Here is an 18,571-nt window from a genome sequence, read left to right as displayed (position 1 = left end):
ACCGTCCGGCCCGCGCACGCCGGGACGCCCTATGCCCGCCGGTACGCGCATCTCGGGAGGCCGTCCGCCGCCCGGTCGCGCTTGACACCGGCGGGACCCTTGCACCACCCTTTCACTACTCAATTAGTGAAAGGGTGGTTGTTCCCAGTGGTCGAGTACCGCATCGACCGGCGCAGCGGCGTCGCCACCTACATGCAGATCGTCCAGCAGACCAAGCAGGCCCTGCGCCTCGGCCTGCTCGAACCGGGCGACCGGCTGCCCACGGCCCGCGAGGTCGTCGAGGCCACGGCGATCAACCCGAACACCGTCCTCAAGGCCTACCGCGAGCTGGAGCGCGAGGGTCTGGTCGAGGCCCGCCGGGGTCTCGGCACCTTCGTCCGGCGCTCGTTGGGCGCCGCCCCGGCCGACTCGCCGCTGCGGGCCGAGCTGGAGGACTGGGCGGCCCGGGCCCGCGCGGCAGGCCTGGACCGGGAGGACGTGGCCGCGCTCTTCACTTCCGTACTCGAGCAGTTCACGAACACCGAGGAACCACAGCACATGAGCACCGAGGGGGACCCGAGATGACCGACACCGCCATCGAAGCGGCCGGACTGGGCAAGCGGTTCGGGCGCCGGGGAAAGTGGGCCCTGCGGGAGTGCGCTCTGCGGCTGCCCGCCGGACGCGTCTGCGCCGTCGTCGGCCCGAACGGCGCGGGCAAGTCGACCCTGCTCGCCCTCGCGGCCGGCGTGCTCGGGCCGACCGAGGGCACGCTGACAGTGCTCGGCACGAGCCCCGCGGCGGCCCGCGGACGCATCGCGTACGTCGCCCAGCACAAGCCGCTGTACCCGCAGCTCACGGTCGCCGAGACACTGCGCCTGGGCCGCGAGCTGAACCCGGACCGCTGGGACGCCTCGGCCGCCGAGCGGATCACCGCGGCCGGCGACCTCGCCCCGAAGGCCCGCATCCGCTCCCTGTCCGGCGGCCAGCGCACCCGGGTGGCGCTCGCCCTCGCGCTCGGCAAGCGGCCCGACCTCCTGCTCCTGGACGAGCCGATGGCCGACCTCGATCCGCTGGCCCGCCACGAGCTGATGGGCGTACTGCTGGCGGAGTCCGCCGAGCGGGGCACCGGCGTGGTCATGTCCTCGCACGTGGTCGCCGAACTGGAGAACTCCTGCGACCACCTGGTCCTGCTCGGCGGCGGCCGGGTACGGCTGGCGGGCGACCTCGACGACCTCGTGGCCGCGCACGTCCTCACCACCGGCCCGGACCGCGATCTCGCCCCGCACACCGTGATCGAGTCCCGCACCACCGGACGGCAGCTGACCGCCCTCGTCCGCCCGCGGGGCCCGCTCACCGACGGCGGCGAGACCAGCGCCCCCTCCCTGGAGGAACTGCTGCTCGCGCACCTGCGCAATCCCGAGGCACCCGACCTGCTCCTCCGCCCCTTCCACCACGCAGCAGACCGGGAGCCCGCCGCATGACCGCGCTCACCACCGCCAAAACCCCCGCCGCCCCGCGTCCCGCGGCCCTCCGCTTCGGCACCGCGCGCGCCGTACTGCGCCTGCACCGGGCCGCCCTGTACGCGTGGACGGCCCTGGTCACCGCCGCCGCCGCGCTGACGCTGTGGGCGTACGCGGCGCTCGCCGGACCCGCGGTCGCCGCGTACCGGCGCCTCCAGGCCTGCGACTACACCTGTGCGTTCGACGAGAGCGCGTATCTCGCTTTCAAGGACGTCTCCCGGTACGCGCACTACACCGTCACGTTCCTGCCGCTGCTCGTCGCGGCCTGGGCCGGTGCCGTGCTGACCGCCCGGGACATGGAGAACGGCACCGCCCAGCTCGCCTGGACCCAGTCGGTCTCCCCGGCCCGCTGGCTGGCCGCCAAGCTCGCCGTCCCGGCCCTGCTCGTCACCGCGGGAAGCACGCTCCTGGTCCTGCTGCACCACCTGATGTGGGACGCGGGACGCGGCGGCAACGGCCTCCCCTGGCACGACCTCATGGTCTTCCAGGCCAACGGCCCGACCACGGTCGCGCTCGCCCTGTTCGCCCTGGCCGCGGGCGCCCTCACCGGTCTGCTGCTGCGCCGCTCCCTGGCCTCCCTCGCCGTCACCACCGCGGCCACCGGCGCCCTGTGGTGGGCGCTCAACGGATACCGCGGCTGGTTCTGGCCGCCCGTCACGCGGACCACCTCCCTGGAGCAGGGCCCCTGGTACGGCGGCCTCGCCACCGGCCGCGGCGTCCTCGACTCCGCCGGTGCCCGGCTGCCCCTGCCGCGCTGCACCTCGGCCTGGGACCCCGCCCGGGCCTGCGCGGGCACCTTCGAGCGGCTCCACGTCACCGGCTACTACAGCGACGTCCAGCCCGCCTCGCACTACTGGCTCCTCCAGCTCACGGCGACCGGCGCCGCCCTCGCCCTCACCGGACTCACGGCTCTCGCCGCCTTCCGGCTGCTGAAGCGGCGCACCGAGGGCACCGGCGCCGTCACGACGGAGGCGGCCGGATGAGCACGTCCACGGTCCGGGGCACCGTCCGGGGCCTGCCCTGGACCGTGCTGCGGCTGCACCGCCCCGCGCTGTGGTGCTGGCTGGGGCTGGTCACCGTGGTCTCCGCGGCGATGCTGTGGGCCCGCGGCCCCGGCTTCGACAGCGCCCTCGCGAGGGACCGCGCCGCCTGTCCCGCCGCGGCGGACCTGTGCGACGACGTCTCCGGACCCTGGCTCGACCCGTACCACGCCGTCATGGCGGTCAGCACCCTCACGGTCGGCTACCTGCCGCTGCTGGTCGCCGCGTGGGCCGGCGCCACGCTGACCGCCCGGGAACTGGAGAACGGCACCGCGCAGCTCGCCTGGACCCAGTCGGTCACCCCGGCCCGCTGGCTGACCGCCAAGCTCGCCCTCCCGGCCCTGCTCGTCACCGCGGGAACCACGCTCCTGGTCCTGCTGCACCGGACGATGTGGAGCCGCGGCGGGGAACTGCGCTGGCTCGGCGTCCTCTGGTACGACGCCGACGCCTTCCACGCCAACGGAACCGTGACGGTCGCCCACGCCCTGTGCGGCCTGGCCCTCGGCGCCCTCGCGGGCCTGCTGCTGCGCCGCTCACTGCCCGCCCTGGCCGCCGCCCTCGCCGCCCTGCTCGTCGTGTACGTCCTCGGCAACGCGTACCGCCCGGGCCTGTGGCCCACCGACACCCTCACCGGCCGGGGCGCCCTCGACCCGCCCGCGGGCGTCCAGACACTCGAACACGGCGTGATCACCACGGACGGCACCCGCATCGGCAACAACACCGCCTGCACGCGGTACGGCGACCCGGCCGAGATCAAGCGCTGCATGGCGAGCAGCCGGATCAGCGACTTCTGGGTCACCTACCACCCCCCGTCCCATTTCTGGCCCCTCCAGCTCGCGGAGTCCGGGATCGTCCTCGCACTCGCCGCCCTGGCGGTGGCCGCCGCCCACGCGGTGCTCAGGCGCCGGACGGCCTGAGCATTCCCGGCCCCTACGTCCCGCACGGGGCCGGGACGCACCGGGGCCCACGGCCGGCCCCCACCTCACCTGCTCCCGTCCGAACGGACGTCCGGGAGCCGCCCGCCGATATCCCGCACGTCATGTCGCCGTAACCATCGATTCAGACAAGCTTGCGACCCTCACCGAATGAACCCCTCCGTGCCCGAGCCCTCGCCTCCCCCGGAGAACGGGAAGGCAGGGGGGAGCGGCCGTTTCGCGCTCACGCTCCCGCCCGCCCGCTCCGACGCGCCGGTCCCGCCCCAGGCGCGGAAGAATGGGTCCATGAACCAGCCCAGCGCCAAGGCACAGGTCCAGCACCCGCAGCCCTCCGTCGGCTCCATCGCCGCCCACCGGCCGCACACCGTCGCGGCCAACGTCTCGGACCTCGAACCGGACCTCGACGCGGATCTCGACGTCTACGAGGACACCGTGCAGGACGGCATCCAGCTGCCCCAGGGCCGGTTCCTGGACCGGGAGCGCAGCTGGCTGGCGTTCAACGAGCGGGTTCTCGAACTCGCCGAGGACCCGAACACGCCGCTGCTGGAACGCGCGAACTTCCTGGCGATCTTCGCCAGCAACCTGGACGAGTTCTTCATGGTCCGGGTGGCCGGCCTCAAGCGCCGGATCGCCACCGGCGTCGCCACCCGCTCCGCCTCCGGCCTCCAGCCCCGCGAGGTGCTGGAGATGATCTGGGCCCGCTCGCGCGAGCTCATGGCCCGGCACGCGGCCTGCTACCAGGAGGACGTCGCCCCCGCGCTGGCCGAGGAAGGCATCCACCTGGTCCGCTGGAGCGAGCTGACCGAGAAGGAGCAGGCCCGCCTCTTCACGCTGTTCCGCCACCAGATCTTCCCGGTCCTCACCCCCCTCGCGGTCGACCCGGCGCACCCCTTCCCGTACATCTCGGGCCTCTCCCTGAACCTCGCGGTGATCGTGCGCAACCCGGTCAGCGGGCACCGCCACTTCGCCCGCGTCAAGGTCCCGCCGCTGCTCTCCCGCTTCCTCGAGGCCTCCCCGGACCGCTACGTCCCCATCGAGGACGTCATAGCCGCGCACCTGGAAGAGCTCTTCCCGGGCATGGAGGTCCTGGAGCACCACACCTTCCGCCTCACCCGCAACGAGGACCTGGAGGTCGAGGAGGACGACACCGAGAACCTCCTCCAGGCTCTGGAGAAGGAGCTGATGCGGCGCCGCTTCGGACCGGCGGTGCGCCTGGAGGTCGAGGAGTCCATCGACCGGTACGTGCTCGACCTGCTGCTCCGCGAGCTGAAGATCAGCGAGGCGGAGGTGTACCCGCTGCCCGGCCCCCTGGACCTCACCGGCCTCTTCGGCATCAGCCACCTGGACCGGCCCGAGCTGAAGTACCAGAAGTTCATCGCGGGCACCCACCGCGACCTCGCGGAGGTCGAGTCGGCGTCCGCGCCCGACATCTTCGCCGCCCTGCGCGAGCGCGACGTCCTCCTGCACCACCCGTACGACTCCTTCTCCACCTCCGTCCAGGCCTTCCTGGAGCAGGCGGCCGGCGACCCGGACGTGCTGGCTATCAAGCAGACCCTGTACCGGACGTCGGGCGACTCGCCGATCGTGGACGCGCTGATAGACGCGGCCGAGTCCGGCAAGCAGGTCCTCGTCCTGGTGGAGATCAAGGCCCGCTTCGACGAGCAGGCCAACATCAAGTGGGCCCGCAAGCTGGAGGAGTCGGGCTGCCACGTGGTCTACGGGCTCGTCGGCCTGAAGACCCACTGCAAGCTGTCGCTGGTGGTCCGGCAGGAGGGCGACACGCTCCGCCGCTACTCCCACGTCGGCACCGGCAACTACCACCCGAAGACAGCCCGCCTGTACGAGGACCTCGGGCTGCTGACCGCGGACCCGCAGGTCGGCGCGGACCTCTCGGACCTCTTCAACCGCCTCTCGGGCTACTCGCGCCGCGAGACCTACCGCCGGCTCCTCGTCGCCCCCAAGTCCCTGCGCGACGGCCTGATCTCGCGGATCAACAAGGAGGTCCAGCACCACAACGCCGGACGTCCCGCCCACATCCGCATCAAGGTCAACTCGATGGTGGACGAGGCGCTCATCGACGCCCTGTACCGCGCGTCGCAGGCCGGAGTCCCGGTCGACGTGTGGGTCCGCGGCATCTGCGCCGTCCGCCCGGGCGTCCCCGGACTCTCCGAGAACATCCGGGTCCGCTCCATACTCGGCCGCTTCCTCGAACACTCCCGGGTCTTCGGCTTCGGCAACGGCGGCGAACCCGAGGTGTGGATCGGCAGCGCCGACATGATGCACCGCAACCTCGACCGCCGGATCGAGGCACTGGTCCGGGTCACCGACCCGGCCCACCGGGCGGCCCTGAACCGGCTGCTGGAGACCGGCATGTCCGACACGACGTCCTCCTGGCACCTGGGCCCCGACGGCGAGTGGACCCGGCACGCGACCGACGCGGACGGCCAGCCCCTGCGCAACGTCCAGGAGATGCTCATAGACGCCCGGAGGCGCCGGCGTGGCACAGCGACACCTTGACCCCGCAGGGCCCGCCACCGGGCCCGCCGCACGCCCGGCCCCCGCGGGCGGGGACCTCGACGAGTTGCGGGGCGCCCCCACCGGGGAGGCCCTCGCCGCCTATCTGCGCGCCCAGGCCACGGAGTTCCTGCGCTCGCTGCGCCAGCACCGGGAGGCCGGCGGCGACGGCGGCCCCGCGGCGCGGGCGCGGCCGAAGGGTACGGAGAACGGCTCGCAGGACTCCGTCGACGCGGCGCGCGCCCTGCGCCGCTCGGCCCGCCGCATCAGCGGCACCCTGCACACCTTCCGGCCGCTGCTCGACGCCGAGTGGTCCGAGTCCATGCGCCCCGAGCTGGCCTGGCTGTCCGGCATCCTGGCCCACGAGCACGCGTACGCGGCCCGGCTGGAGCGCCTGCTGCAGGCCCTGCACCGCCTCTCGGGCTCGGCGGCCTTCCCGCCGGCCCACTCCGCCAGGCCGGCCACCGCCGCCGTGGCGGGCCGGCCCGCGGGGGGCCCGGAGGGTGCCGCAGGCCCGGTCGTCCCCGGCCCGGGCCGCCCGGAGCGCGGCCACCTCACCGTGGGCGCAGCGAAAGCGGGCGCACTGCTGGAACGCCAGCTGACCCTCGCCCGGACGCGGGCCCACTCGGCGGCCCTCCAGGCGCTCGGTTCGAGCCGCTTCCACGCGGTCGCCGACCACGTCGCCGTCCTCGCCAGCGAGGTCCCGCTGACACCCGGGGCGGCCGCCGCCGACCTGCGCCGCCCGGCCGCCGCCGCCGAGGAGCGGCTGTGCGACGCGGTCACCGCGCTGCCCCTGATCACCGCGGGCCACCCCTACAACGCCGAGGCCCTCGTGCACGGCCTCTCCGCCGACACCGCGCCCCAGCCGCAGGACGCCCCCTGGCACCAGGTGCGCCTGCTGCTGCGGCTGCACCGCTACGCGCGTGAGGTCCTGCACGGCGCGCAGGGCCCGGTGGACGTCCGCCTGCTGAACGCGGGCCGGGCCCTGAACCAGCACCGGGACGCGGCGGAGGCGGCCGCGGCAGCGGCGACGGCGGCCCGCACCCCGCGCATCGCCCCGGCGACGGCGTACGCCCTCGGGGTGCTCCACGCCGACCAGCGGCACGAGGTGGAGGCGGCCCGGTTCGCGTTCCAGCAGTCCTGGCAGAAGACCGCGGTGGGCACCGCCTGACCGCGGGGAGCGAGCCGCGCACGGCCGCACCGGCCGCGGCGGGCGGGAGGAGGCCGAACCCCATGACGGACACCACGATCCGGGCGGCGGGCTGCGTCCTGTGGCGCCGCGCGCCCGGCACCGGCGAACTACGGCTCTGCCTGGTCCACCGGCCGAGGTACAACGACTGGTCCCACCCGAAGGGCAAGCTGAAGCCGGGCGAGGACCCGCTGGCCGGCGCGTTGCGCGAGGTCGGGGAGGAGACGGGGTACGCCGCCGAGCCGGGCGCCGTGCTGCCCGTCCAGCACTACGTGGTCGACGACCGCCCCAAGGAGGTCCGCTACTGGGCCGCCGAGGCGACACGGGGCGGTTTCACGCCGAACCGCGAGGTCGACCGGATCCTGTGGCTCCCCCCGGCCGCCGCCCGCGAGCACCTCACCCAGCCGCGCGACCGCGACCTGGTCGACGCCCTGCTCGCCGCCCTGCGCCTGCCCTAGGCAGGGCCACCCGCCCGGCCCCGCGGACGGCACGCCCGCGGGCATTCGGAGGTGCCGGGGCCGTCGGCGTGCGTGGAAACCCGGACGACGCCGTCCGGATGCCTACTGTTACCAGGGCGACCGTTGTCACCCGAGTTGTCCGAAACCGGCCCGTGTCCTCGACGTAAGCGTTCCGTGACCTCACCACACCGCCCTCAGGGGTTCACCCCCCGTTCACTCACGCCAGTCGGCGGCTTCACCTGTTCTGCCTAATTTCGGCCTTACCCGGTGCGGAACGCCTTTCTGGATGTGGCGCCCGCATACACCGACTTCGCGCGCCGCCATCTGTGGGCGGCCATTGGAAGGAACTCCCGAAAGTGAAGCTTCAGCGCAAGAACCGGCTCCGCGCCCTCTCCCTCGGTGCTGTCGCCGTCTCCGGCGCCCTGGCCCTCACGGCGTGCGGCTCGGACGACACCGGCAAGAGCAGTGACGGCGGCAGCTCGGCCACGGCCGGCAACAGCGCCATCAAGTGCGACGACGCCAAGGGACAGCTGCAGGCCTCCGGGTCCTCCGCGCAGAAGAACGCGATCGACGCCTGGATCAAGGCGTACTCGGCCTCCTGCAAGGGCGTCCAGATCAACTACAACCCGACGGGCTCGGGCGCCGGCATCACGGCGTTCACGCAGGGCCAGACGGCCTTCGCCGGCTCCGACTCGCCGCTGAAGCCCGAAGAGGTCACGGCCGCCAAGAAGGCGTGCGACAACAACAACGCCATCGACCTGCCGATGGTCGGCGGCCCGATCGCGGTCGGCTACAACGTCCCGGGCGTCGACAGCCTGACCCTGGACGCCGCCACGCTCGCCCAGATCTTCGACGGCAAGATCACCAAGTGGAACGACGAGGCGATCGCGAAGCTGAACGCCGACGCCAAGCTGCCGAGCACCAAGATCCAGACGTTCCACCGCTCGGACGACTCCGGCACCACGGACAACTTCACCAAGTACCTGAAGGCCGTCGCGCCCTCCGACTGGAAGTACTCGGGCGGCAAGGCCTGGCAGGCCAAGGGCGGCCAGTCCGCGCAGGGCTCCTCCGGTCTGGCCCAGCAGGTGAAGCAGACCGAGGGCGCCATCTCGTACTTCGAGCTCTCCTACGCCGGTGACGGCATCAACACCGTCGACCTCAAGACCGAGGCCGCCGAGCCCGTCAAGGCCACCGTGGAGAACGCCACCAAGGCCATCGCCACCGCCAAGGTCGCCGGCACCGGCAAGGACCTGGCGCTGGAGCTGAACTACAAGCCGACCGAGGAGGGCGCCTACCCGCTCACCCTGGTCACGTACGAGATCGTCTGCGAGAAGGGCAACAAGGCCGACACCCTGGCCGCCACCAAGTCCTTCCTCACCTACGTCGCGAGCGAGGCCGGACAGCAGCAGCTGGCCGAGGCCAAGTACGCGCCGATCCCCGACGAGATCATCACGAAGGTCCGCGAGACCATCTCGGGCCTGAGCTGACCTGAGTGTGCGGCCCGCCTCCCTCGAGGCGGGCCGCACCGTCCGGTGCACCGCCGCCTGGAGCCGCCACCCGATCCGGCTCCGCAGACCGGAGAATCCTGATGGACATATCGACACGTACCGCAGAGGCACCGCCTCCTGCCCCCCAGCCTTCCGCGGCCGAGCAGAAGAACGCCGCCCGCGGCGCCACCCGCCCCGGAGACCGGATCTTCCTCGGCCTCTCCCGCGGGTCCGGCATCTTCCTCCTGGTGATCATGGCCGCCATCGCGGCCTTCCTCACCTACCGCGCGTCCCTCGCGATCAGCGAGGACCACGGCAACTTCTTCACCACGTTCGAGTGGAACACCAACCTCCAGCCGCCGGTCTTCGGCATCGCGGTGCTGGCCTTCGGCACGGTCGTCTCGGCGATCATCGCCATGGCCCTCGCGGTCCCGGTGGCGGTCGGCATCGCGCTGTTCATCACGCACTACGCGCCGCGCAAGCTCGGCGGGACCATCGGGTACGTGATCGACCTGCTCGCCGCCGTCCCGTCCATCGTGTACGGCCTGTGGGGCGCCCTCGTCCTGGTGCCGCACATGAACGGCCTCTTCGGCTGGCTCGACCACTACTTCGGCTGGACCGGCGTCTTCGAGTGGCAGGGCGGCGCCCCGCGCTCGATGCTCACCGTCGGCATCCTGCTCGCGATCATGATCCTGCCGATCATCACCAACGTGAGCCGTGAGGTCTTCCGGCAGGTCCCGCAGATGCACGAGGAGGCCGCGCTGGCCCTCGGCGCCACGCGCTGGGAGGTCATCCGCATGTCGGTGCTGCCCTTCGGCCGCTCCGGCGTGATCTCGGCCTCGATGCTCGGTCTCGGCCGCGCGCTCGGCGAGACGATGGCCGTCGCCACGGTCCTCTCGCCGACCTTCGACATCGACGCCAGCCTGCTCGACCCGGGCGGCGGCACCTTCGCCCAGAACATCGCCAGCAAGTTCAGCGAGGCCACCGAACTCGGACAGGACGCGCTGATCGCGTCCGGTCTGGTGCTGTTCGTCATCACCCTGCTGGTCAACGGCGCGGCGCGCATGATCATCAACCGCCGCAAGGAGTACTCGGGGGCCAACGCATGAGCCACGCACCCGTCACCGACAAGCGCCCGGCCACCCTGCGCGGCGCGCAGCTGCCGAAGTGGTCCCCGTGGGGGATCGCCGCGGGCTCGGTCGCCCTCGCCGCGGTCATCGGCCTGGCCGGCGGCCTCGACAGCCGCGTCCAGTGGGGCCTGATCGCCGCACTCCTGTTCGTCCTCGGCACGTACGTCATCGCCGCCCGCGTCGAGGGCCGCCGCCAGGCCAAGGACCGCGTCGCCACCAGCCTGGTCTGGGTCTGCTTCCTGATCGCCGTCATCCCGCTGGCCTCCCTGATGTGGGAGACCGCCAAGCGCGGCATCAAGGTCTTCGACCTCTACTTCCTGACCCACTCGATGGGTGTGGTCACCGACACCGAGCCCGGCGGCGGTATCTACCACGCCATCCTCGGCACCCTGGAGCAGGTCGGCATCGCCACCCTGATCGCCGTGCCGGTCGGTGTCCTCACCGCGATCTACCTGGTCGAGTACGGGCGGGGCGGCCTCGCCAAGGCCGTCACCTTCTTCGTCGACGTCATGACGGGCATCCCGTCGATCGTCGCCGGCCTCTTCGTCCTCAGCTTCTGGATCCTGATCCTGGACATGGGCTACTCCGGTTTCGCCGGCGCGCTCGCCCTGTCCATCCTGATGATGCCCGTGGTGGTCCGCTCCACGGAGGAGATGCTCAAGCTCGTCCCGAACGAGCTGCGCGAGGCCTCCCTCGCGCTGGGCGTCCCGAAGTGGCGCACCATCATCAAGGTGGTCCTGCCGACCTCCATCGGCGGCATCATCACGGGCGTGATGCTCGCGGTGGCCCGCATCACCGGTGAGACCGCTCCCGTGCTGCTCCTGGTCTGGGGTACCGGGTTCATCAACACCAACCCCTTCCAGGACCCGCAGGCCTCGCTGCCGCTGTACATCTACCAGCAGTACGCGAACAGCGCCGGTTCCGGCGCGGCCTACGACCGGGCCTGGGCGGCGGCACTCGCCCTCATCGCCTTCGTCATGATCCTGAACCTCGCGGCCCGCGGCATCGCCCGCTGGAAGGCCCCGAAGACGGGCCGCTGACGCGGCCATCAGCGACCCGAACCCTCGAAAGAAGCAGTGATCCTCATGGCCAAGCGAATCGACGTGAGCGGGCTGACCGCTTACTACGGCGCCCACAAGGCGATCGAAGACATCTCGATGACGGTCGAGCCGCGCTCGGTGACGGCGTTCATCGGCCCCTCCGGCTGCGGCAAGTCGACCTTCCTGCGCACCCTGAACCGGATGCACGAGGTCACCCCCGGCGGCCGTGTCGAGGGCAAGGTCCTCCTGGACGACGAGGACCTGTACGGGCAGGGCATCGACCCGGTCGCCGTGCGCCGCACGGTCGGCATGGTCTTCCAGCGCCCCAACCCCTTCCCCACGATGTCCATCTTCGACAACGTGGCGGCGGGCCTGCGCCTGAACGGCTCGTACAAGAAGTCCGAGCTGAACGACGTCGTCGAGAAGTCCCTCAAGGGCGCGAACCTCTGGAACGAGGTCAAGGACCGCCTGAACAAGCCCGGCTCCGGCCTCTCCGGCGGTCAGCAGCAGCGCCTGTGCATCGCCCGCGCCATCGCGGTCGAGCCCCAGGTCCTGCTGATGGACGAGCCCTGCTCGGCCCTGGACCCGATCTCCACCCTCGCCATCGAGGACCTGATCGGCGAGCTCAAGGAGCGCTTCACGATCGTCATCGTGACGCACAACATGCAGCAGGCCGCCCGCGTCTCCGACCGCACCGCCTTCTTCAACCTGGCCGCGGTCGGCCGCCCCGGCAACCTCGTCGAGATCGACGACACGGAGCGCATCTTCTCCAACCCGTCCGTCCAGGCCACCGAGGACTACATCTCCGGCCGCTTCGGCTGAGCCGCCCCCCAGCCCCTCGCGGTGCTGCATGGCGGTGCCACCGCGAGGCCAGAGAAAGCGGGCCCTCCCCTGAATCCAGGGAAGGGCCCGCTTGCTGCGTGCAGCGCGAACGATGGGCGGCTACAGCACCGCCAGATTCACGATCCAGAAGCTGACCGCGGCCACGGCCCCGGCCGCCGGCATGGTGATGAACCACCCCAGGATGATGTTCTTGGCGACACCCCACCGCACCGCGTTGACACGCTTGGTGGCACCGACGCCCATGATCGCGGACGTGATGACGTGCGTCGTGGAGATGGGCGCCTTGAAGAGGTAGGCCGTCGCGAACATGATCGACGCGCCGGTCGTCTCCGCGGCGAACCCCTGCGGCGGGTCGAGCTCGATGATCTTCCGCCCCAGCGTCCGCATGATGCGCCACCCGCCGGCATACGTACCGAGCGACAGCATCACCGCACAGGCGATCTTCACCCATATCGGGATCGGATCGTCCGAACCCTGCACGCCGCCGATGACGAGCGCCATCACCACGATGCCCATCGTCTTCTGGGCGTCCTGGAGACCGTGCCCGAGCGCCATCCCGGCCGCCGACACCGTCTGCGCGATGCGGAAACCGCGCTTGGCCTTGTGCGGATTGGACCGGCGGAACATCCACATGATCGCGCACATCACCAGGTAGCCGACGACGAGGCCGACGACCGGTGAGACGAACATCGGGATGACGACCTTGTCCAGCACGCCGGACCAGATGACCCCGGTGCCGCCGGCCAGTGCCGCGCCCACCAGGCCGCCGAACAGCGCGTGGGACGAGGACGACGGCAGCCCGAAGTACCAGGTGACCAGGTTCCAGACGATGGCGCCGATGAGCGCGGCGAAGAGGATGCCCATCCCCTTCGAGCCCTCGGGCGTCTCGATCAGGCCCTTGCTGACCGTCTTGGCGACCCCGCTGCCGAGGAACGCGCCGGCGAGGTTCATCACCGCGGCCATGGCGAGCGCCGCCCGCGGGGTCAGCGCCCGCGTCGACACCGACGTGGCGATGGCGTTCGCCGAGTCGTGGAAGCCGTTCGTGTACGTGAATCCGAGCGCGACCCCGATGGTCACGATCAGTGCGAAGGTGTCCATGAAGGGGTCAGGACTCCTTGACGGCGATGGTCTCGACCGTGTTCGCCACGTGCTCGAACGCGTCCGCCGCCTCCTCCAGCACGTCCACGATCTGCTTCAGCTTCAGCACCTCGATGGCCTCGTACTTGCCGTTGAAGAGCTGGGCGAGCAGCTTGCGGTGGATCTGGTCGGCCTGGTTCTCGAGGCGGTTGACCTCGATCCAGTACTCGGTCAGGTTGTCCATGGTCCGCAGGTGCGGCATGGCCTCGGCGGTCAGCTCCGCCGCGCGGGCCAGCACCTCGATCTGCTGTTCCACACCCTTGGGGAGTTCCTCGACCTGGTACAGCACGACCAGGTCGACGGCCTCCTCCATGAAGTCCATGATGTCGTCGAGGGACGAGGCGAGGTTGTAGATGTCCTCGCGGTCGAAGGGCGTGATGAACGAGGAGTTCAGCTGGTGGAAGATCGCATGCGTGGCGTCGTCACCGGCGTGTTCCGCGGCCCGCATACGCTCTGCGATCTCGGCCCTGGCGGAGGAGTCCGCCCCGAGCAGTTCCATGAGGAGCTTCGAGCCAGTGACGATGTTGTCCGCGGACGCGGCGAACATGTCGTAGAAGCTCGTCTCCCTGGGGGTCAGACGAAAGCGCACGGTGGGGTCCTCGGGGTCCTTTTGTTTCGGTCAGGCTGATGCTAGGCGCATCATCCGGCCACGGCTAACCGGCCGTCCCCCAGTGTCGCCCATCATGCACAGTGCTCGGCACGGGGTCCCGGTCCCGGCGCCGGGCAAGGGCCACATACCCGGTGAAGTTCGATACCATATACCCACCAGGGGTATATGTAAGCGGCGAACCAGACAGGTTTGCCGCCGGAGCAGCAGGAGGACGCGATGACGACCACCGAGGCCGGCGCGACGGCGCCCTCCGGCCAGCCGCGGGAGACCGTGACGGACCACGACCGGGGGGTGCACGGGTACCACAAGCAGAAGGACGAGCACCTGAAGCGGCTGCGCCGTATCGAGGGCCAGATCCGCGGCCTGCAGCGCATGGTCGACGAGGACGTCTACTGCATCGACATACTCACCCAGGTCTCCGCCTCCACCAAGGCCCTGCAGTCCTTCGCGCTCCAGCTCCTCGAGGAGCACCTGCGCCACTGCGTCGCGGACGCGGCCGTCAAGGGCGGCTCCGAGATCGACGCGAAGGTCGAGGAGGCCACGAAGGCCATCGGCCGCCTGCTGCGCACTTGAGCGCGCGGGCGCCGGGCGGGTGCCCCGGCGGACACCGGCACCCGGGAGCGGACCTCGCGGCTAGGAGGAGCGCTTTTCTCGTCCGCGGACGCGTTCCTCCGCCACTTTCAGCACCTCGTCGATGCTCTCCAGGCTGAGCCGGTCCTCCCCGGCGGCCGACGCGGCGATGATCAGGTCACCGCACAGCTCGATCTCGGCGAGGGCCACGTGGTCCTGAACCGCCGTACCGCCGACCGGAGCCACGTACACCACCTCTTCCCGCCGTCACCGGCTTCCTAGAGTAGGGAGCGGCCCACGCAACGCGCATGGCACCAACGGACCATTTCCGGCCCCGCGCATTCCGGCCTTTCCGCCCAGGTGCGGCGTCCTACGGCTCGGCGATCCTGCCGGCGAAGATGTCGGCCGGCCCGGGCAGCCGTACGTCGACGGGGACACCGAAGTCGTACAGCAGGGTCGTCGAGGCGACCGCCACCGCGTCCTTGCGCACCCCGTTGACGAAGCTGAACCGGTGCCGGACCTTGCGGATGCGGCCCTGCTCGTCGAGGTAGGCCTCGAACGGGACCTCGACCGTGGCGAACCCCTTCGCCGCCGCCGCCAGCGCCTGCCGGTGCCCGTCGGAGGCGCCCTTCGCGGCCACACCCAGGTCGGCGGTGCCCCGGTAGTGCCGGACCCTGGTCCCGGCGACCTCGGTCTCCCCGACGTACGTCGCCTCACGCGTCCCGCGCAGCAACTCGGCTGCGGCGAACGGGTCGGTGGCGCCGCCCGTCACCAGATTCCCGTCGGAGAGGGTGGCCGTGTCCACGCGCACCCACTTGTCGGCGGGCACTCCGGCGCCCCGGTTCTTCATGAACAGGGCGCCCGGGGCGAGGAGTTCGGTGATGGGCCGGTGCCGGGCGGTCCCGGCCGGGTCCTGAGGGAGCATCACCTTCAGCCGCCCCAGGCGCCCTTCGAAGTCGTACACCCCCTCGCCGCGGATGGTGACGCGGGTGCCGCCGGTGGCCATCTGCATGGACGTACGGGTCTTGGAGCTGCCCGCCCGCACCAGCGCGGCGGCCGACCGGTGCAGCACCCGCACGGCGTCGGCACCGGTGCGCCCGTCCTCCGCCGCCGCTCCGCCGCCCGAACATCCCGTACCGCAGACCGCGATCCCCAGCGCGGCCAGGGCGGCGACGAGCGCCGGTCGGGTCCGCCTGTGCCTGCGCTCCACCATCGCCTGCCTACCCCCAAGCCGGTCCGTCCGTCCACGGGCCCCCTGTGCCGGTTAACGACCGGTACCAGTCCCCGTCACGCGTACTCCGGCCGTTCACTTGCCTTGGGTAACGTTGTCGCGTGGCGCAGCAGAACGAGGTGGACACTCCCTCGGAACACCGCACGACGACGATCGAACAGGGCCCCTTCTGCCTGGCCCGTTGCACCTGCGGCTGGCGCGGCCCGGCGAGAAGAGCCCGCAGCCTGGCGAGAACCGACGCGCAGACGCACGCGGAAGACCCCTTCTAGCCCGGCGGGACGTATGCGGCCGGGAGTACGAGAACACCGTGCGGCGGCACCCGTACCGTCCCGGAGGGAACCCCCGGATCCGCCACCCCGTCTCGTCCCACGGGAGCCATCGGGAGCCAACGGGAGGCACACATGCACCGGCGCACGTTCATAGGCGGAGCCACCGCCGCACTCACGGCCACGGCCACCACCGCCTGCAACGGCGACGACGGCACACCGGCGGGCGGCACCGCGGAGGCCACTCCCCGGGCCGGCGCCGCCTCCCCCACCACGGCGACCCGCGCCGCGGCCGCCACCGCGGCGGACTGGACCGCCCTGGCCCGGGACCTCGACGGCCCCCTGATACGCCCGGGCGACGGCTCCTGGCCGACCGCCCACCAGCTCTACAACACGCGCTTCGACTCCCTGAAGCCCGCCGCCGTCGCGTACGCGGCCCACACCGACGACATCCGCACCGCCCTCTCCTACGCCCGCGCCCACGCCGTCAAGGTGTCGATCCGCAACGGCGGCCACTCCTACGCGGGCTGGTCCTCCGGCAACGGCCGGCTCGTCCTCGACGTCTCCCGGCTGAGCCGGATCCGGGCCTCGGGCGGCGAGGCCGTCATCGGTGCCGGTGCCAAGCTGATCGACGTGTACCGCGCGCTCGCCGCGAAGGGGGTCACGATCCCCGCCGGTTCCTGCCCGACCGTCGGTGTCTCGGGCCTCACCCTCGGCGGCGGCCACGGCGTGGTCTCCCGGGCGTACGGCCTGACGTGCGACAGCCTCACCGGGGCGACCCTGATCACGGCCGACGGCAAGCGGCTCACCGTGAACGCGACGGAGCACGAGGATCTCTTCTGGGCCCTGCGCGGCGCGGGCAACGGCAACTTCGGCGTGGTCACCGAGCTGCGCTTCAAGACCCACCCGGCGCCCCGGGCCGTGACGGCGTACATGTCCTGGCCGTGGTCGCGGGCCGCCGCCGTGGTGAAGGCCTGGCAGGAGTGGGGGCCGGCCCAGGCGGACGAGATCTGGTCCTCGTGCCACCTCGCGAGCGCGGCGGGCGGCACCCCCACGGTCTCCGTCTCCGCGTTCTCCCTGGGCACGTACGGCGAGCTGCAGAACGCCGTGGACCGGCTGGCCGACAGGATCGGCGCGCCCGCCCGCAGCGTGTCCCTCAAGAGGCGCTCGTACGAGGAGTCGATGGAGGTGTACGCGGGCTGCTCGGCGTACGCCGACGACGCCATGTGCCATCTGCCGGGCTCGACCCCGGGCCGCAGCCCGCAGGGCGCCCTCGGCCGGGAGACCTACGCGGCCCGCTCGGACTTCTTCGACCGCTCGGTGTCCTCGGCGGGGATCCAGGCGCTCCTGAACCAGGTGTCGGGCGTGCGCGGCGGCGCCGGCAGCATCGCGTTCACCGCGCTCGGCGGAGCCGTGAACCGGGTCTCGCCCACCGCGACGGCCTTCGTCCACCGCCGCTCCCGGATGCTCGCCCAGTACATCGCCTCGTGGCGGGCGGGTACCTCCGGCACCACCGCCCAGGCGTGGCTGGACACCGCTCACCGGGCGATGGCGCGGCACGCCTCGGGCGCCGCCTACCAGAACTACACCGACCCGACCCTCACGAACTGGCGCAAGGCGTACTACGGCGACGCGGCCACCCGCCTCACGGCGGTCAAGAAGCAGTACGACCCCGACCGCTTCTTCACCTTCCCGCAGGCTCTCTGAGGGCTGCCCCGACTCACGGAGGGCCGGCCCCGGCCGGGGCCACCGGCGCTCAGGCCGCCAGGTCCCGGTCGTCGGGCCGCTCGGTGACGGCCGTCCCGGGGAGGAGCGCGTCCTGCTCCGCGGGGAGCGCGCCGCGGGCCCGGACCAGCCGGCCGGCCCGCGGGGACCGCTCGACCGCCCGGACGACGGGCGTCAGCAGGGCCATGGCGAGCGGCGAAAGCAGCAGGACGACCGCGGTGCCGAGCGCGAAGCCGCCGACGACGTCCGTCGGGTAGTGCACGCCCATGTACACCCGGCAGAAGCCTTCGAGGAGCGCGAGCCCGATGCCGGCGAGCCCGAACCTGCGGTTCGCGACGAACAGCCCGACGCCCATCGCCATCGTGAGCGTGGCGTGGTCGCTGACGAACGAGAAGTCGTGCTTGCCGGAGACCAGGACCTCCAGGCCCCGGTGGTCGACGAAGGGCCGGGGGCGCTCGACGAAACCGCGTATCGGCACGTTCACCAGGACGGCGATGCCCGCCGCGAGGGGCGCCCAGACGAGCGCGGCCACCGCCGGCGCCGCGTTCTCCCCGCCGCGCCGCCGTACCGTCCACCAGCACCACAACACGAGCAGCACCATGGCGAGCAGGAGCCCGTACTCACCCACGAACTCCATGCCGCGGTCGAACCAGTGCGGGGCGTCCTTGGCCAGGCCATTGATGTCGTAGAGCAGGCTGACGTCGGGGTTTGAACCGGAATCGGCGAGTCCAGCCATTGCGCTGCGGCCCCTTCGTCGTCTTTACCGCGACCGCACACGCTCGTGCGCCGCTCGTGCCACCCCCGTGGTCGTAGAACCGCGTTCCGGCTGTCTGGCCCGGGCTACGTCTAACAGGAACGCACACTCCCCTTCACTACGTTCCACCCTCCACCGAATGA

19 protein-coding genes are annotated in these 18,571 nt (G+C 71.8%); 14 read left to right on the top strand and 5 right to left on the bottom strand.

From position 1 onward, the window contains the following. The first annotated feature begins 147 nt into the window (after nt 1-147). The 11 genes from ACFYP4_RS32805 (at nt 148) to pstB (ending at nt 12,114) form a co-directional block, all read left to right on the top strand. Complete coding sequence (locus tag ACFYP4_RS32805) at nt 148-564, top strand: GntR family transcriptional regulator (RefSeq protein ID WP_358854547.1); 417 nt, start codon at nt 148-150, stop codon at nt 562-564. Then, entirely contained in the window at nt 561-1,460 is a 900-nt protein-coding gene (locus tag ACFYP4_RS32800; RefSeq protein WP_388790438.1) for an ABC transporter ATP-binding protein, read from the top strand. Before ACFYP4_RS32805 ends, ACFYP4_RS32800 begins: the two co-directional genes overlap by 4 nt. Next, the gene (locus ACFYP4_RS32795) at nt 1,457-2,482 is read left to right on the top strand and encodes an ABC transporter permease (RefSeq protein ID WP_388790435.1); all 1,026 of its coding nucleotides are present in this window, start codon (nt 1,457-1,459) and stop codon (nt 2,480-2,482) included. The genes ACFYP4_RS32800 and ACFYP4_RS32795 overlap by 4 nt, the downstream gene beginning before the upstream one ends. Continuing rightward, nucleotides 2,479-3,456: a hypothetical protein gene (locus ACFYP4_RS32790; protein WP_358854550.1), complete on the top strand. Its 978-nt coding sequence runs from the start codon at nt 2,479-2,481 to the stop codon at nt 3,454-3,456. Before ACFYP4_RS32795 ends, ACFYP4_RS32790 begins: the two co-directional genes overlap by 4 nt. 168 nt (nt 3,457-3,624) lie before the next feature. Continuing rightward, nucleotides 3,625-5,991: an RNA degradosome polyphosphate kinase gene (locus ACFYP4_RS32785; protein ID WP_388790432.1), complete on the top strand. Its 2,367-nt coding sequence runs from the start codon at nt 3,625-3,627 to the stop codon at nt 5,989-5,991. Next, nucleotides 5,972-7,159 (top strand): CHAD domain-containing protein, encoded by a 1,188-nt coding sequence (locus ACFYP4_RS32780; RefSeq protein WP_388790429.1) that lies wholly within the window; start codon nt 5,972-5,974, stop codon nt 7,157-7,159. The genes ACFYP4_RS32785 and ACFYP4_RS32780 overlap by 20 nt, the downstream gene beginning before the upstream one ends. Nucleotides 7,160-7,221: 62 nt before the next feature. Next, on the top strand, nt 7,222-7,635 hold the full coding sequence (locus ACFYP4_RS32775; RefSeq protein ID WP_358854552.1) for an NUDIX hydrolase: 414 nt from the start codon (nt 7,222-7,224) through the stop codon (nt 7,633-7,635). A gap of 356 nt (nt 7,636-7,991) precedes the next feature. Continuing rightward, entirely contained in the window at nt 7,992-9,122 is a 1,131-nt protein-coding gene (pstS, locus tag ACFYP4_RS32770) for a phosphate ABC transporter substrate-binding protein PstS (protein WP_358854553.1), read from the top strand. Between the two features lie 101 nt (nt 9,123-9,223). Further along, nucleotides 9,224-10,231, top strand: a complete 1,008-nt coding sequence (pstC, locus tag ACFYP4_RS32765) for a phosphate ABC transporter permease subunit PstC (RefSeq protein WP_358854554.1) — start codon at nt 9,224-9,226, stop codon at nt 10,229-10,231. Then, nucleotides 10,228-11,292: a phosphate ABC transporter permease PstA gene (pstA, locus tag ACFYP4_RS32760; RefSeq protein WP_358854555.1), complete on the top strand. Its 1,065-nt coding sequence runs from the start codon at nt 10,228-10,230 to the stop codon at nt 11,290-11,292. Before pstC ends, pstA begins: the two co-directional genes overlap by 4 nt. A 45-nt stretch (nt 11,293-11,337) precedes the next feature. Continuing rightward, a complete protein-coding gene (gene pstB / locus ACFYP4_RS32755; RefSeq protein WP_358854556.1) occupies nt 11,338-12,114 on the top strand; it encodes a phosphate ABC transporter ATP-binding protein PstB in 777 nt (258 codons plus the stop codon). Nucleotides 12,115-12,234: 120 nt separating this feature from the next. Here pstB and ACFYP4_RS32750 read toward each other — a convergent pair whose 3' ends face one another. Both ACFYP4_RS32750 and ACFYP4_RS32745 read right to left on the bottom strand, forming a co-directional pair. Further along, nucleotides 12,235-13,233 (bottom strand): anion permease, encoded by a 999-nt coding sequence (locus ACFYP4_RS32750; protein WP_388790423.1) that lies wholly within the window; start codon nt 13,231-13,233, stop codon nt 12,235-12,237. A gap of 7 nt (nt 13,234-13,240) precedes the next feature. Beyond that, nucleotides 13,241-13,861 (bottom strand): DUF47 family protein, encoded by a 621-nt coding sequence (locus ACFYP4_RS32745; protein ID WP_358854558.1) that lies wholly within the window; start codon nt 13,859-13,861, stop codon nt 13,241-13,243. A gap of 237 nt (nt 13,862-14,098) precedes the next feature. On the opposite strand from ACFYP4_RS32745, the gene ACFYP4_RS32740 reads away from it, so the two are divergent. Continuing rightward, nucleotides 14,099-14,455, top strand: a complete 357-nt coding sequence (locus ACFYP4_RS32740; RefSeq protein ID WP_358854559.1) for a metal-sensitive transcriptional regulator — start codon at nt 14,099-14,101, stop codon at nt 14,453-14,455. Nucleotides 14,456-14,515: 60 nt separating this feature from the next. Here the strand turns inward: ACFYP4_RS32740 and ACFYP4_RS32735 are convergent, their stop codons facing one another. Further along, entirely contained in the window at nt 14,516-14,704 is a 189-nt protein-coding gene (locus ACFYP4_RS32735; protein WP_358854560.1) for a hypothetical protein, read from the bottom strand. 118 nt (nt 14,705-14,822) lie between these two features. Continuing rightward, nucleotides 14,823-15,665, bottom strand: a complete 843-nt coding sequence (locus ACFYP4_RS32730) for a hypothetical protein (protein WP_358854561.1) — start codon at nt 15,663-15,665, stop codon at nt 14,823-14,825. Nucleotides 15,666-15,784: 119 nt separating this feature from the next. Here ACFYP4_RS32730 and ACFYP4_RS32725 point away from each other — a divergent pair, with 119 nt between their 5' ends. Then, entirely contained in the window at nt 15,785-15,952 is a 168-nt protein-coding gene (locus ACFYP4_RS32725; protein ID WP_358854562.1) for a hypothetical protein, read from the top strand. Nucleotides 15,953-16,084: 132 nt separating this feature from the next. Then, nucleotides 16,085-17,656, top strand: a complete 1,572-nt coding sequence (locus tag ACFYP4_RS32720; RefSeq protein ID WP_388790418.1) for an FAD-binding oxidoreductase — start codon at nt 16,085-16,087, stop codon at nt 17,654-17,656. A gap of 49 nt (nt 17,657-17,705) precedes the next feature. On the opposite strand, the gene ACFYP4_RS32715 is transcribed toward ACFYP4_RS32720, so the two are convergent. Continuing rightward, nucleotides 17,706-18,410, bottom strand: a complete 705-nt coding sequence (locus ACFYP4_RS32715; RefSeq protein WP_358854564.1) for a phosphatase PAP2 family protein — start codon at nt 18,408-18,410, stop codon at nt 17,706-17,708. Between the last annotated feature and the right edge of the window lie 161 nt (nt 18,411-18,571).

The organism is Streptomyces sp. NPDC005551 (genome assembly GCF_042871785.1).
Taxonomy (GTDB): Bacteria; Actinomycetota; Actinomycetes; order Streptomycetales; family Streptomycetaceae; genus Streptomyces.
This window is presented reverse-complemented; position numbering and strand designations above follow the sequence as displayed.

Excerpts from the sequence above, each read along its gene's own strand:
- ACFYP4_RS32800 (WP_388790438.1), top strand. The coding sequence starts at position 561 with ATGACCGACACCGCCATCGAAGCGGCCGGACTGGGCAAGCGGTTCGGG.
- ACFYP4_RS32795 (WP_388790435.1), top strand. The coding sequence starts at position 1,457 with ATGACCGCGCTCACCACCGCCAAAACCCCCGCCGCCCCGCGTCCCGCG.
- ACFYP4_RS32790 (WP_358854550.1), top strand. The coding sequence starts at position 2,479 with ATGAGCACGTCCACGGTCCGGGGCACCGTCCGGGGCCTGCCCTGGACC.
- ACFYP4_RS32785 (WP_388790432.1), top strand. The coding sequence starts at position 3,625 with ATGAACCCCTCCGTGCCCGAGCCCTCGCCTCCCCCGGAGAACGGGAAG.
- ACFYP4_RS32775 (WP_358854552.1), top strand. The coding sequence starts at position 7,222 with ATGACGGACACCACGATCCGGGCGGCGGGCTGCGTCCTGTGGCGCCGC.
- pstC (WP_358854554.1), top strand. The coding sequence starts at position 9,224 with ATGGACATATCGACACGTACCGCAGAGGCACCGCCTCCTGCCCCCCAG.
- pstA (WP_358854555.1), top strand. The coding sequence starts at position 10,228 with ATGAGCCACGCACCCGTCACCGACAAGCGCCCGGCCACCCTGCGCGGC.
- pstB (WP_358854556.1), top strand. The coding sequence starts at position 11,338 with ATGGCCAAGCGAATCGACGTGAGCGGGCTGACCGCTTACTACGGCGCC.
- ACFYP4_RS32750 (WP_388790423.1), bottom strand. The coding sequence starts at position 13,233 with ATGGACACCTTCGCACTGATCGTGACCATCGGGGTCGCGCTCGGATTC.
- ACFYP4_RS32740 (WP_358854559.1), top strand. The coding sequence starts at position 14,099 with ATGACGACCACCGAGGCCGGCGCGACGGCGCCCTCCGGCCAGCCGCGG.
- ACFYP4_RS32730 (WP_358854561.1), bottom strand. The coding sequence starts at position 15,665 with ATGGTGGAGCGCAGGCACAGGCGGACCCGACCGGCGCTCGTCGCCGCC.
- ACFYP4_RS32720 (WP_388790418.1), top strand. The coding sequence starts at position 16,085 with ATGCACCGGCGCACGTTCATAGGCGGAGCCACCGCCGCACTCACGGCC.
- ACFYP4_RS32715 (WP_358854564.1), bottom strand. The coding sequence starts at position 18,410 with ATGGCTGGACTCGCCGATTCCGGTTCAAACCCCGACGTCAGCCTGCTC.